This is a genomic window from Ramlibacter sp. (genome assembly GCF_028291745.1).
Classification (GTDB): domain Bacteria; phylum Pseudomonadota; class Gammaproteobacteria; order Burkholderiales; family Burkholderiaceae_C; genus Ramlibacter.
The window spans coordinates 1-13,567 of the sequence record NZ_JAQGNQ010000056.1 but is presented as its reverse complement, the minus strand read 5'-3'; the positions used below and the strand labels follow the sequence as shown (position 1 = coordinate 13,567).

13 protein-coding genes and 1 pseudogene are annotated in these 13,567 nt (G+C 68.5%); 9 read left to right on the top strand and 5 right to left on the bottom strand.

The window, feature by feature from the left end:
- Position 1: 1 nt before the first annotated feature.
- Positions 2-310 (bottom strand): hypothetical protein, encoded by a 309-nt coding sequence (locus JWP60_RS09135; protein ID WP_299789546.1) that lies wholly within the window; start codon positions 308-310, stop codon positions 2-4.
- A gap of 220 nt (positions 311-530) precedes the next feature.
- Between JWP60_RS09135 and polA the strand changes: the two genes are divergently transcribed.
- The 4 genes from polA (at position 531) to JWP60_RS09115 (ending at position 7,289) form a co-directional block, all read left to right on the top strand.
- Positions 531-3,359: a DNA polymerase I gene (gene polA / locus JWP60_RS09130; RefSeq protein WP_299789543.1), complete on the top strand. Its 2,829-nt coding sequence runs from the start codon at positions 531-533 to the stop codon at positions 3,357-3,359.
- Between the two features lie 195 nt (positions 3,360-3,554).
- A complete protein-coding gene (locus tag JWP60_RS09125; RefSeq protein WP_299789542.1) occupies positions 3,555-4,079 on the top strand; it encodes a 2Fe-2S iron-sulfur cluster-binding protein in 525 nt (174 codons plus the stop codon).
- Entirely contained in the window at positions 4,076-5,053 is a 978-nt protein-coding gene (locus JWP60_RS09120; protein WP_299789539.1) for a xanthine dehydrogenase family protein subunit M, read from the top strand. The genes JWP60_RS09125 and JWP60_RS09120 overlap by 4 nt, the downstream gene beginning before the upstream one ends.
- 10 nt (positions 5,054-5,063) lie before the next feature.
- The gene (locus JWP60_RS09115; protein ID WP_299789536.1) at positions 5,064-7,289 is read left to right on the top strand and encodes a xanthine dehydrogenase family protein molybdopterin-binding subunit; all 2,226 of its coding nucleotides are present in this window, start codon (positions 5,064-5,066) and stop codon (positions 7,287-7,289) included.
- Positions 7,290-7,445: 156 nt separating this feature from the next.
- On the opposite strand, the gene JWP60_RS09110 is transcribed toward JWP60_RS09115, so the two are convergent.
- A complete protein-coding gene (locus JWP60_RS09110; protein ID WP_299789533.1) occupies positions 7,446-7,640 on the bottom strand; it encodes a 4-oxalocrotonate tautomerase in 195 nt (64 codons plus the stop codon).
- A gap of 140 nt (positions 7,641-7,780) precedes the next feature.
- Between JWP60_RS09110 and JWP60_RS09105 the strand changes: the two genes are divergently transcribed.
- The gene (locus JWP60_RS09105; RefSeq protein WP_299789530.1) at positions 7,781-8,671 is read left to right on the top strand and encodes a ZIP family metal transporter; all 891 of its coding nucleotides are present in this window, start codon (positions 7,781-7,783) and stop codon (positions 8,669-8,671) included.
- On the opposite strand, the gene JWP60_RS09100 is transcribed toward JWP60_RS09105, so the two are convergent.
- Positions 8,668-9,012 (bottom strand): hypothetical protein, encoded by a 345-nt coding sequence (locus JWP60_RS09100; protein WP_299789527.1) that lies wholly within the window; start codon positions 9,010-9,012, stop codon positions 8,668-8,670. The two genes, JWP60_RS09105 and JWP60_RS09100, sit on opposite strands and share 4 nt — an antisense overlap.
- A gap of 270 nt (positions 9,013-9,282) precedes the next feature.
- Here JWP60_RS09100 and JWP60_RS09095 point away from each other — a divergent pair, with 270 nt between their 5' ends.
- From JWP60_RS09095 to JWP60_RS09085, 3 genes are all read left to right on the top strand, one after another.
- The gene (locus JWP60_RS09095; RefSeq protein ID WP_299789523.1) at positions 9,283-10,743 is read left to right on the top strand and encodes a hypothetical protein; all 1,461 of its coding nucleotides are present in this window, start codon (positions 9,283-9,285) and stop codon (positions 10,741-10,743) included.
- 74 nt (positions 10,744-10,817) lie between these two features.
- Positions 10,818-11,450: a DUF4142 domain-containing protein gene (locus JWP60_RS09090; protein ID WP_299789520.1), complete on the top strand. Its 633-nt coding sequence runs from the start codon at positions 10,818-10,820 to the stop codon at positions 11,448-11,450.
- A 62-nt stretch (positions 11,451-11,512) separates the two neighbouring features.
- Complete coding sequence (locus JWP60_RS09085; protein WP_299789517.1) at positions 11,513-12,076, top strand: DUF4142 domain-containing protein; 564 nt, start codon at positions 11,513-11,515, stop codon at positions 12,074-12,076.
- Here the strand turns inward: JWP60_RS09085 and JWP60_RS09080 are convergent.
- Positions 12,061-12,537 (bottom strand): DUF4019 domain-containing protein, encoded by a 477-nt coding sequence (locus JWP60_RS09080; RefSeq protein WP_299789514.1) that lies wholly within the window; start codon positions 12,535-12,537, stop codon positions 12,061-12,063. The two genes, JWP60_RS09085 and JWP60_RS09080, sit on opposite strands and share 16 nt — an antisense overlap.
- Positions 12,538-12,661: 124 nt before the next feature.
- A pseudogene (locus JWP60_RS09075) lies at positions 12,662-12,808 on the bottom strand (DUF72 domain-containing protein); the annotation flags it as partial.
- A 35-nt stretch (positions 12,809-12,843) separates the two neighbouring features.
- Here JWP60_RS09075 and JWP60_RS09070 point away from each other — a divergent pair.
- The coding region (locus tag JWP60_RS09070) for an ATP-dependent helicase (protein ID WP_299789511.1) at positions 12,844-13,567 on the top strand (724 nt) is incomplete at its 3' end.

Sequence of the window (13,567 nt, the reverse complement as noted above, 5' to 3'; positions counted from 1 at the left end):
GCTAGAAACCGAAGACGTTCCAGACGCGCTGCTTGCGCTCCGCGAAGCCGTCGCGGCCCTCGGGGGGGCGGCTGTGCGCCAGGTCGTCGGTCTGGATCTCGTACGCCGGCACCTTGGCCTTGGGCTGCACGGTGATCGCCTCGGTCTGGCCGCCGACGCGCAGTTCATCGATGGTGTTGCCGCCATCCTCGACGTGGATGCGCTCGATCTTCTGGTTCTTGCGCGGATCGGGCGTGCCTTCACGTTCGATGGTCGCCTGGGCCAGGCAAGCCAGGGGGAGGAGGGCGATGATGAAAAAGCACGCGCGCATGGCCGGATTGTAGGCTGGCGGTGAGGCCGTCGAATTCGAGGCCGGGCCGCGGACGAAGAAGCTCAACGCAGAAGCCGCAGAAGTTGCGCAGAAGACGCAGAAGAAAACCACAGAAGGTTTTCACTTGTCTTTTCTGCGTGTTCTGCGTACTTCTGCGCCTTCTGCGTTCAAGAAGTCCGCGTCCCGCCCGCGGCCGTCCTACCGGGCACAATCCCGGCCCATGAGCGAGACGGACGAAGTTCCCACCCCTGAACCCAAGGTGCTGCTGCTGGTCGACGGATCCAGCTACCTGTACCGCGCCTTTCATGCCATGCCGGACCTGCGCGCCGTGCCGGGCGATCCCGCGAGCCCGGCGACCGGGGCGATCCGGGGGATGATCAACATGATGCAGAAGCTGCGGCGCGACGTGCGCGCCGACTACGCCTGCTGCGTGTTCGACGCCCCGGGCCCGACCTTCCGCGACGAGCTCTACCCCGAGTACAAGGCGACCCGCTCGCCGATGCCCTCGGACCTGCGCTCGCAGATCGACCCCATCCACGAAGTCGTGCGCCTGCTCGGATGGAAGGTGCTGCACGTGCCCGGCGTCGAGGCCGACGACGTGATCGGCACACTGTCCTGCATGGCCACGCAGGCCGGCGTGCAGACCATCATCTCCAGCGGCGACAAGGACCTGTCGCAGCTGGTGAACGAGCACGTGACGGTGATCGACACCATGAACGACCGCCGCCGCGACCTGCAGGGCGTGGAGGCCGAATTCGGCGTGCCGCCGCGCCTGATGGTGGACTACCAGACGCTGGTGGGCGATGCGGTCGACAACGTGCCGGGCGTCGACAAGGTCGGGCCCAAGACGGCGGTGAAGCTGCTGACGGAATACGGCTCGCTGGACAACCTGGTCGCCAACGCCGACAAGGTGAAGGGTGCGGTGGGCGAGAACCTGCGGCGTTCCCTCGAGTGGCTGCCCAAGGGACGGCAACTGCTGACGATCCGCACCGACTGCGAGCTGAAGGACCACATCGCCGGCTTCCCCGAACTGCAGGACATCGTGATCGGCGGCCAGGATGTCGAGCGCCTGAAGGAGTTCTACGAGCGCTATGGCTTCAAGGGCCTGGTCAAGCAGCTCGAGTCGCACGACGTGCCGCCGGAGCTGATCGAGGAACTGCGCAGCAAGAAGAAGGTGGGTCCCGGCCACCAGCCGCCCGCCGGCGTGTACGAGGAGCCGGATCTCTCCGGCCTCTCGCAGGCCACCACGCTGCACTACGAGACCATCTTCAGCTGGGAGCAGCTGGAGCCCTGGCTGGCGCGCATCGAGGCGGCCTCGCTGGTGGCGCTGGACACGGAGACCGATTCGCTCGACGAGATGCTGGCCTGCATCGTCGGCCTGTCCTTCAGCACCGAGCCCGGCATGGCCTGCTACATCCCGCTGACGCACGACTACCAGGGGGCGCCCGACCAGCTCTCGCGCGACGAGGTGTTGGGCCGGCTGAAAGCCTGGCTGGAGAACCCGGAAAAGAGGAAGCTGGGCCAGCACGTGAAGTACGACCGCCACGTGTTCGCCAACCACGGCATCGAGGTGCGCGGCTATGCGCACGACACCATGCTGCAAAGCTACGTGCTCGAAGTGCACAAGCCGCATGGCCTGGCCAGCCTGGCCGAGCGCCACCTGGGGCGCACCGGCATCGACTACGAGACCATCGCCGGCAAGGGCGCGCACCAGATCACCTTCAACCAGGTGACTATCGACAAGGCGGCCGAATACTCCTGCGAGGACTCGGACCAGACGCTGGACGTGCACCTGGCGCTGTGGCCCAAGCTGGAACGCGACACCCGGCTGGCCTTCATCTACGACCTGGAGATGCAGTGCAGCGAGGTGCTGTACCGCATCGAGCGCAACGGCGTGCTGATCGACGCGCAGGCGCTCTCCCACCAAAGCCACGAACTGGGCCAGCGCATCATGCAGCTGGAACGCGAGGCGCACGAGCTGGCCGGACAGCCCTTCAACCTGGGCAGTCCCAAGCAGATCGGCGAAGTGCTCTTCACCAAGCTGGGGCTGCCGGTGGTGAAGAAGACCGCCAGCGGCGCCCCGAGCACGGACGAAGAAGTGCTGGAGAAGCTGGCGGAGGACTATCCCCTGCCGGCGAAGCTCCTCGAGCACCGTGGCCTCTCCAAGCTCAAGGGCACGTACACCGACAAGCTGCCGCAGATGCAGCACCCGAGGACCGGCCGCGTGCACACGCACTATGCGCAGGCGGTGGCGGTGACCGGCCGGCTTTCCAGCAACGACCCCAACCTGCAGAACATCCCCGTGCGCACGACCGAAGGCCGCCGCATCCGCGAGGCCTTCGTGGCGCCGCCGGGCCACCGCATCGCCAGCGCGGACTACAGCCAGATCGAGCTGCGCATCATGGCGCACATCAGCGAGGACGAGGCGCTGCTGCGCGCGTTCCGCGATGACATGGACGTGCACCGCGCGACCGCCTCCGAGGTCTTCGGCGTGGCGCTCGACCAGGTGTCGAGCGAGCAGCGTCGCTATGCCAAGGTGATCAACTTCGGCCTCATCTATGGCATGAGCAGCTTCGGCCTGGCGCGCAACCTCGGCATCGAGACGGTCGCGGCCAAGAACTACATCGAGCGTTATTTCCAGCGCTATCCCGGCGTGAAGCAGTACATGGACGAGACGCGCCTCTCGGCCAAGAGTCGCGGCTATGTGGAGACGGTGTTCGGCCGGCGCCTGTACCTGCCCGAGATCAACTCGCCCAACGGGCCGCGCCGCGGCAGCGCCGAGCGGCAGGCGATCAATGCGCCGATGCAGGGCACGGCCGCCGACCTGATCAAGCTGTCGATGGTCCATGTGCAGAACGTGCTGGAGCGCGAGCAGCGCCGCACGAAGATGGTCATGCAGGTCCACGACGAACTGGTGTTCGAGGTGCCGGAAGACGAGGTCGAGTGGGTGCGTACCGAGGTCCCGCGATTGATGGCTTCCATCGCAGAGTTGCGCGTGCCCCTGTTGGCGGAGATCGGCATCGGGGCGAACTGGGAAGAGGCGCATTGATCTCGCGCTGCGGCCGGCGGCATTCGTAGGCTGGGCTGCGCGTAGCGCACCCCAGCTTCCGGCGCCTCATCGCTGGGGTGGCTTCGCCAGCCCAGCCTACATAGCCCGTCAGCCGTCGCCAACACGGCGTAGGAGCACGCTGACCATCCGGAGCCGCATCCGCTCCTAGACTGCGCACTTCGCATTGGAGAGCGCATGAACGACACACCGCAGCTGCTGCAAGTGCAGCTCACCGTCAATGGCGAGGCGCGCCAGCTCAGCGTCGACAGCCGCACCACCTTGCTCGATGCCTTGCGCGAGCACCTGCACCTCACCGGCAGCAAGAAGGGCTGCGATCACGGCCAGTGCGGCGCCTGCACCGTGCTGGTCGAAGGCCGCCGCATCAACAGCTGCCTGTCGCTGGTGGCAATGCACGAGGGCGAGCAGGTCACCACGATCGAAGGGCTCGGCCAGCCGGGCAAGCTGCATCCGCTGCAGCAGGCCTTCCTCACGCACGACGGCTTCCAGTGCGGCTACTGCACGCCTGGCCAGATCTGTTCGGCCGCCGGCATGCTGGAGGAGGCCAGGAACGGCACGCCGAGCCACGTCACCGAAGACCTGCAGCAGGCGCCGGCACTGAGCGACGCGGAGATCCGGGAGCGCATGAGCGGCAACCTCTGCCGCTGCAGTGCCTATCCCAACATCGTGGCGGCGATCCGCGAAGTGGCGGAGGCGCAATGAAAGCCTTCAGCTACGAACGCGCCACCAGCGTCGAAGCGGCGGCGAAAGCCGTGGCCGCGCATCCGCACGCGAAGTTCATCGCCGGCGGCACCAATCTGCTGGACCTGATGAAGCTGCAGATCGAGGCGCCCACGCACCTGGTCGATGTGAACCGCCTGGGGCTCGATCGCGCCGAGGACACGCCCGAAGGCGGCCTGCGCATCGGCACGCTGGTGCGCAACGCCGACCTCGCGGCGGATGCGCGGGTGCGTGCGAAGTACCCCGTGCTCAGTCGCTCTCTGCTCGCTGGTGCCTCCGCGCAGTTGCGCAACAAGGCCACCACGGGCGGCAACCTGCTGCAGCGCACGCGCTGCTACTACTTCTACGACCCGAGCAAGCCGTGCAACAAGCGCACGCCGGGCTCGGGCTGTTCCGCGATCGGCGGGTTCACGCGCAATCACGCCGTGCTCGGGGCCAGCGAGCATTGCATCGCCACGCATCCCTCCGACATGGCGGTGGCCATGCGCGTGCTCGACGCGCAGGTGGAGACCGTCAACGGCGCTGGCCAGCGTCGCGTGATCCCGATCGCCGACTTCCACCAGCTGCCGGGCGACACCCCCCACGTGGAGACGGCGCTCGCCCATGGCGAGTGCATCACCGCCGTGGTGCTGCCATCGCCGCCGCCAGGGCGGCAGGTCTATCGCAAGGTGCGCGACCGCGCCTCCTATGCCTTCGCGTTGGTGTCGGTGGCGGCGATCGTCGATGGCGCCGGTGGCTCGGTCCGCAGCGCGCGCTTTGCCTTCGGGGGACTGGCGCACAAGCCCTGGCGCATCGAAGACGCCGACCGCGCCGCGACCGGCGCAGCTGCCGATGCGGCACAGGCCGCCGCCGACCGCCTCCTGCAGGGCGCGAAGGGCCAGGGCGACAACGATTTCAAGATCCCGCTGGCGCGCCGCGTGCTCGCGGGCGTGCTTGCCGAAGCGAGCCAGTCCTGAGGAACGCGCCATGGAAATGAACCAGCCCGCGCCGCGCAATCCGCTGGACGAGAACCGCCACGGCAACATCGGCCGTGCCCTCGACCGGGTCGATGGCCCGCAGAAGGTGACCGGCACCGCGCCCTACGCCTACGAGGTGCAGGAGGCACCCTCGCAGCCCGCCTATGGCTTCATCGTCGAAGCCGCGATCGGCAAGGGCCGCGCGCGCGAGATCGACACCAGCGCCGCCGAGCGCGCCCCCGGCGTGCTGCTGGTGCTGACCCACCGCAACACCCCCGGGCAGGCCTCGCACCGCCTGACCGAGAGCCAGCGCTTCGACCGGCCGCATCCGATGCTGGGCGATCCGCTGGTGCCGCACTATGGGCAGCCGGTCGCGTTCGTGGTGGCCGAGAGCTTCGAGCAGGCACGCGCCGCCAGCCTGCTGGTGCGCGTGCACTACGAGGAGCTGCCGGCGCACTACGTGATGAAGGACCACCTCGCGGATGCCGAGAAGCCCTCCGAGGACGAAGGCAAGGAGCCGGACAGCGAGGTGGGCGATTTCGAGACCGGCTTCGCCGTTGCGCCGGTGCGGATCGACGTGCAGTACACGACGCCCGTGCACATCCACGCGCAGATGGAGCCGCATGCGGCGCTCGCCTGGTGGGAAGGCGAGCGCGTGATCGTGCACTGCTCCACCCAGATGCTGGAAAGCGCGCAGAAGCGCATCGCCAACACGCTGCGCATGCCCGAGGAAAAGGTGCGCGTGTTCAGCCGCTACATTGGCGGCGGCTTTGGCGGCAAGCTGCCGGTGTGGGCCGACGTGATCCTTTCGGTGCTGGCCTCCAAGGTGCTGCAACGGCCGGTGAAGACGGCCCTCACCCGCCAGCAGATGTTCCACGTCACCAGCCACCGGCCCGACACCGTGCAGCGCGTGCGGCTCGGGGCGGAGCGCGACGGCCGCCTGCTGGCCATCGGCCACGAGGCGTGGTGCCACTCGGCGCGCCTGGACGACTACCTGGAGCCGGTGTGCACGTCCACGCGCAACCTGTACGCCGCAGCGAATCGCATGACGCGCCAGCGTCGCGTCAAGCTCGACCTGCCGGTGGCGGATTCGTGCCGCTCGCCCGGCGAGGCGGTGGGCATGCCGGTGCTGGAATGCGCGATGGACGAACTGGCGCTGGCGCTCGGCATGGACCCGGTGGCGCTGCGCATCGCCAACGAGCCGAAGGAGGATCCGGAAAAGCACATTCCCTATTCGACGCGCCAGCTGATTCCCTGCCTGGAGGAGGGCGCGCGCCGCTTCGCCTGGGAGCGGCGCAACCCGCAGCCGGGACAGATGCGCGAAGGGCGCTTCCTGATCGGCATGGGCATGGCCTCGGCCTCGCGCTCCAACAAGTTGCAGCAGGGCAAGTGCAAGCTGAAGATCGGCAGCGACGGCATGCTGGTGGCGCGCATGTCGATGACGGACATCGGCACCGGCAGCTACACGGTGTTCACGCAGATCGCCGCCGAGATGTTCGGCCTGCCGGTCGAGCGGGTGCGCATCGAACTCGGCGACAGCGACTTCCCGGCGACGGCGGGCTCGGGGGGATCCTTCGGCGCAGCGACTGCGGGCTCCGCGCTGTTCGTCGCCTGCGAGAACCTGCGCCGCAAGCTCGCGCAGGCGGCCGGCATCGCGCCCGAACAGGCGGAGTTCGCGGATGGCCACGTGCGCGGCGGCGGCAAGAGCGCGCTGCTGGCCACGCTGGCGGGCCAGGAAGGCATCGAGGCCGAGGGCGAGATCAAGCCCGGCGCCATGGACAAGCGCTACACGCAGATGTCGTACGGCGCGTTCTTCTGCGAGGTGTCCGTCGACACCGAGACGGGCGAGGTGCGGGTGCGCCGCATGCTGGGCGTGTTCGCGGCCGGGCGCATCCTCAATGCGAAGACGGCGCGCTCGCAGTTGCTGGGCGCAATGATCTGGGGCGTGGGCACAGCGCTGCACGAGGAGGCCGCGCTCGATGGGCGCTACGGCTACTTCGCCAACCACGACCTGGCGGAGTACCACGTGCCGGTGCATGCCGACATTCCGGCGATCGATGCGATCCTGCTGCCGGAAGTCGACGACAAGGCCAATCCGCTGAAGATCAAGGGCGTGGGGGAACTGGGCATCAGCGGCGCCGCGGCTGCCGTTGCCAATGCCGTCTACAACGCCTGCGGCGTGCGCGTGAGGGAGTTTCCCATCACGCTGGACAAGGTGCTGGCGGGGCTGCCGTGAAGGACATTGCGGGCCGGACTCGCAATGAGAAACCATGTCATTGCGGGCTTGACCCGCAATCCATGCGGCGGTGGATGAAGCGCCGCATGGATCCCGGGGCAAGCCCTGGACGACATCCTTCAGTCCCGGGATGACATCCTTCCCACATCCTGTCGCTCACCCCTTCTTCTTCTCCGACCACAACTCCCCGCCGGTGGCCCAGTTCGAGGGCGATACGTCGAACAGCAGCACGTCGACCGATTCGGGCTTGCTGCCCAAGGTGTCGACGCAGGCCTGCGTCAGGGCGTGAACGAAGTTCTTCTTCTGCTCGGGCGTGCGGCCCTCGAACAGCTCGACGCGGATGGTGGGCATGGGTTCTCCTGACAAGTGAAACCCCGTAGTCTGCCCGACGCGGTTGCTAAGATCGAAGGCTCCCGTTGTGTTCGCACCGCGTCGCCGGGCCCTAGAACAACAATCCTGGAAGCGGCCGCACCAGGGGCGGCAATTCGTCTGTGACCCTCATCGCCATCCTGTTCGCCACCCTCGCCGCCGGCATCGGCAGTGTCTGGGTGGCGGCCGCCCTCATGCGCCTGGGCTGGAACGACACCGGCCATGGTCCGCAATCGCGCGGCCTCGCAGAGCAGCATCTGCTGAGCCTCGCGGCCGGCGCGCTGTTGTCGACCGCCTTCATGCACCTGCTGCCCGAGGCGCTGGAAAGCGGTCACCAGGCGCACCAGTTGTTCGCGACGCTGCTGGTGGGCCTCGTGTTCTTCTTCCTCCTCGACAAGGCGGAGCTCTGGCACCACGGCCACGAGCATCATCATGAGACGCCGGGCGGCGCAGCGCCTCCCCACGCGCACGACCTGCACCGGCACGGCGGCCACTCCCGCGCGCACGAGGCGCACGGGCACACCCACGGCAACGAGCCGCGCGCGCGCACCGGTGGCTGGGCCGTGCTGACCGGCGACAGCGTGCATTGTTTCGGGGACGGGATCCTGATCGCGTCGGCCTTCATGGCGGGGCCGAGGCTGGGGGCGGTGGCGGCGCTGGCCGTGCTGGCCCACGAGGTGCCGCATCACATCGGGGATCTCGCCGTGCTGCGGCAGACCAGCGGTGGCAGCCGCAAGGCGGCGCTGTTGAAGGTGTCGCTCGCGGGGGCGGTCACGCCGCTCGGAGGGCTGATCGGGTGGTGGCTCGTGGACCGGCTGGTCGACTACCTGCCGTTCTTCCTGGTGGTGGCCAGCAGCAGCTTCATCTACGTGGCGCTGGCCGACCTGATCCCGCAACTGCAAAGGCGACTGGGCGCGCGGGAGACGCTGGCCCAGATCGCCTGGCTGCTGCTCGGCATCCTGCTCGTCGCGGGCGTGAGCACGCTGGCCCACGCCCAGGGAGCTACCGCTTAGCGACGGTCGAAGCGGCGATGGTCGCCGTCGCGCCAGCCGTTGCGGTGGCCGTAACCGTAGCCATAGCCATAGCCGTAGCTGGGGCCGATGTAGATGTTCGGCTCGGCCACGACATAGCCCGGCTGCGCGTACGCGTACGGCTGGGTATAGACGGGTTGCGGGTACACGGCCTGCGGATACACCGGTTGCGAATACACCGGCTGCCCGTAGCCGTAGCCGTACACCGGTGCGGGCACGCCCAGCGACAGCACCACGGAACCGCGCGCCTGTGCCGGCGCCGACATCAGCGCAGCCGAGGCCGCGACGACGGCCGCAATGGCCAGCAATGTTCTCTTTCCCATGACGTCTCCTTGAATAACTTCCGATCGATACATGAATGGTGGGGGCGGGACGTCAAAAACTCACCCACCCTCGTGCAAACGTCCGGTGAAGCCTGCTGCAGCGCGTTTCCGCATGGACCAGCAGTCCTACATGCCAGCGGATGTTGTCCGACAGGACTGCTGTCCATGCAGTCCTACGCTGATCGCGCCGATGGAGGCAAGGCCCCTTCCATGCAGTCGCGGGGAGCGCCTTCGTCATGGACAGCGACAACCATCCAGAAGGAGAATCACATGGCTTCCCGTGAGTACGACGACCGCGAACGGCAGAGCCGCTGGGGCAGCAGCAGCGACCCGCAGCAGGACCGCGGGCAAGGCAGCGGCCAGGGCAGCGGTGGCACCGAATCGTCGCGGGGCTGGGGCAGCAGCAGCGGACAGGGCGGCAACTACGGCGGCTCGCAAGGCCAGGGCGGCCCAGGCTCGCAAGGCGGCTACGGCCGCTCGGGTTCGGAGTTCGGTTCGCAGCAGTCCTCGGGTTATGGCGGTTACGGTGGCGAGGGCCACGGCTACGGGCGCGAGTACGGTGGCCAGGGCGGCCAGGGTGGCCAGGGCTACAACCCCTCCGGCCAGGGCTATGGCGGCGGCAGCCAGGGTGGCCAGGGCAGTTGGGGTGGCCAGGCCGGCCAGAGCGACTGGCAGCGCTACGGAGCGCAGCAGGGCGCGTGGAACGGCGGCCAGGGTGGCGGCATGCATGGCAGCTATGGCCAGGGCAGCGGCATGGGCGGCAGCAGCTACGGCCAGATGGGCAGCAGCGGCGCCGGCGGCAACAGCAGCTATGGCCAGATGGGCGGCGGCAACCCCGGCCAAGGCGGTGGCGGGCATTACGGCGGCGGCACGTATGGCCAGAGTGGCGGCGGCTACGGCGGCTCGCAGGGCGGCTACGGCAGCACCCAGGGCTGGCAGGGCGGACAAGGCCACAACCAGCCCGGCTACGGCGGCCAGGGCGGCCCGAACCAGGGCAGCCAGGGCGGCAGCATGGGCCAGGGTGGCTATGGCCAGTCAAGCCAGGGCTACGGCGGCAGCCAGGGCAACTTCGGCGGTGGCGGCATGGGCAGCTACGGGCAGTCCGGCCAGGGCGGCGCGGGCTATGGCCAGAATGAGTGGGGCCAGGGCGGCGGCGCTTACGGCGGCCAGGGCTCGAGCTCGGGCCAGGGTGGCACCGGCAGCCAGACGCACACGGGCACCCACAGCCAGGGCCACCACGACCCCGACTACCACCAGTGGCGCGAAGAACAGATCCGCAACCTGGACAACGACTACCAGTCGTGGCGCCAGGAGCGCTTTCGCAAGTTCAGCGACGAGTTCAGCACCTGGCGCAACAGCCGCAGCGGCGGCCAGGGCCAGAACGACGTAGGGGGCTCCGGCGCCGGCCAGGGGCAGGGCGGTTCGTCGGGCGGCAGCATGGGCGCCTCCGGCAGCAGCCATGGCCAGGCCGGTTCCAGCGGCAGCAGTTCCGGCATGGGCAGCGGTGGATCGGGCGGCGCCAGCGGCGCGTCTGGAGGCTATGGCTCGACGGGGCAGAGCGGCTCCAGCAGCCTCGCCGGCTCCAGCGGCATGGGCAGTGCCGGCACGTCCATGAGCGGCGGCACCGGCAATCCGGGTTCGGTGGGCAGCAATGCCGGCAGCGGTGGCTCCGGCGGTGGCGGCAGCAGTGGTCAGGGCAGCAGCAGTCCGGGCAGCAGCACGAAGAAGTAAGGCAGCCAGTTCCAGCGGCGCCGGAGTCCGGCGCCGCCTTTTTTTTCGCTTGACCGACAACCGGGAGATCCACCATGAAATTTGTTCTTCTCACCGTGCCGGCCGTCATCGCGCTGGCGTTCTCGTTCGGGGCCGCGCAGGCGCAGACGCCGGGCGCAGGCACCTCCGCCACCGGTGGCCAGTCGGCACCCGTGGCGCAGCCCGGCACCGGCACGCGCAACCTGCCGGCCAAGAGCAAGGTCGCGCGCGGCGACCGCAAGTTCATCGAGGAGGCCGCCAGCAGCGGCATGTTCGAGGTGCAGGTGGGGCAGCTCGCGGCCAGCAAGGCGACCGATGCCAACGTCAAGAGCTTTGCCAGCATGCTGGTCGACCAGCACACGGCCGCCAACAACGAGCTGGTGAAGATCGCCAATGCCAAGGGCGTGGAACTGCCCGCGGCGCCCAAGCACTCGATGCGCCGCGAGATCGAGAAACTGGGCAAGAAGACCGGCGACGCGTTCGACCGCGACTTCGTGCGCGAGGTGGGCATCAAGGACCACAAGAAGGACATCAAGGAGTTCGAGAAGGCCAGCAAGGACGTGAAGGACCCCGAGCTCAAGGCCTTCGTCGACAAGACCCTGCCCACGCTGCGTGAACACCTGGCCGCCGCCGAAAAGCTGCCGCAGTCCGGCAAGAATGCGGCAGCAATGGGCGCGAACAAGAAATAGCCGCCACCCGGCGGTGCGCGCGCACGCGGAGGTGCACCATGCGCAGAACAACGATGATGAGAATGATGCTTGGCGTCGGCGCCCTGCTGCCCGCGGCGATCGCCTGGGGCGCGCCGCCCCCCTCGGCCTATGCGGCTTCGGCCGCGGCCCAGGCCAGGCCGCTGGCGCCCGCGCAGCGGCTCGAGCGCCGCTTCCTGCAGATCACCGCCGCCAACCTGCGCTTCCAGTCGGAGGCTTCGCGGCTGGCGGCGGCGCGCTCGAATAATCCGGCGGTGAAGGAGCTGGCGAACACCGTGCTGGCGCGCCAGCAGACGGTGCAGCCCGAGCTGCTGCGCCTGCTGCACCTGCGCGGCATGGCCATGCCCATCCCGAGCAACGAGCACAACAAGGTGCTCAAGCAACTGGGCAAGCTCAATGGCGCGAAGTTCGACCGCCTCTATGTCGACGAGGTGGTGCTGCGGTCCGCCCAGGCCGACATCACCAACTACGAGAAGCTGGCGACGCAGGCCGAAGACCCGGTGCTCAAGGCGTGGATCGAGCGGCAGCTGCCGACGCTGCGCCAGGAGTTCGCCAAGGCCGGACGCGCACTGCCGAACGCGTCACTGCACGGTCAGCGTGCGGTGTAGCCGGTCACGCGCCAGCGGCCATCGGGCTCGCGCACGGTGGTCACGGTCTCCGTCACGGCCGCCTGCTTGGCGAACTTGCTGTTGAAGAACACGGTGACGAAGTCGCCCTGGCGCGTGCCCAGCGTCTTCTTGTAGACGGCTTCGCCGGCATCGCGTTCGACGAAGTTGCCGAACGGGTCGCGCAGGCGCGGCACGTTGTCCATCCATGCGGCCAGGGGCACGTTCTCGCGGAACACGCTACTCGAGGCGTCCCAGGCCGTGCCCCAGTCCTTGCGATCGAGCAGCAGCAGCCACGCATTGGCGGCGATCTGTCCCGCCTTCTCGTACTCCGGGTTGGCCACGATGCCGGTGTCGGCGGGCGCCTGGGCCAGCTGCGTGGCGGCTTGCGCGGGTGCCAGCCCGGCGCAGGCCGTGGCAATCAGGGCCGCGGCCAGCAGGTTGAGGCGGAAACTCGGCTTCATCTCGAACACTCCAGGACTGCAATCGAACAGCAGGCAGTCTAGCGGCTTGCCGCAGGACCCCGCCGCGCGCGGTCGCCTTTACCGCGCATTGCAGCTCGCGCGGCAACATGGTGGACAACGCCGGGTGGCCGGTGAAGAGGCGATAGGCCTTGATGTTGAAGACGAAGTCGGCGGGCGTGCGCTCGACCCACAGCTGCGTCGTCTGGCAGTGCGCGGGATAGAAGCGGCCGCAGGCGATCAGGGAGGGATCCGTCCACGAGGCGGTGCCCACGGGATGTTGGCAGTCACTGTATTAATATACAGGCGATGCAGTCCCCCGATCCGCTGGAATCCCTGAACCCGCAGCAGCGCGAGGCCGCCACCCACGGCACGGGCGACACAGCGGGCGACACGCGTCCGCTGCTGGTGATCGCGGGCGCCGGCTCGGGCAAGACCAATACGCTGGCGCATCGGGTGGCCACCCTCATTCGCCACGGCGCGGACCCGCAGCGCATGATGCTGCTCACCTTCAGCCGGCGCGCGGCGCAGGAGATGGAGCGGCGCGTCGGCGGCGTGCTGCAGAAGGCGCTGGGGCTCGCGGGCACGCAGGCCCTGCCCAACCTGCCGTGGAGCGGCACCTTCCACGGCATCGGCGCGCGCCTGCTGCGCGAGTACGCGCCGCGCATCGGCCTGGAAGGCAGCTTCACCATCCACGACCGCGGCGACGCGGAGGACCTGATGGGACTGGTGCGGCACGAGATCGGCCTGTCGGACAACAAGAAGCGCTTCCCTCTCAAGGGCACGTGCCTGGGCATCTACTCGCGCGCGCTGAACACGCGCGACCCGCTCGCGCTGGTGCTGCAGTCGCTGTACCCCTGGTGCACGCAATGGGAGGACGAACTGAAGAAGCTGTTCGGCGCCTACGTCGAGGCCAAGCAGCAGCAGAACGTGCTCGACTACGACGACCTGCTTCTGTTCTGGGCCGAGATGATGGCCGAGCCGACGCTCGCCCAGGAGATCGGCGAGCGCTTCGACCATCTGCTCGTCGACG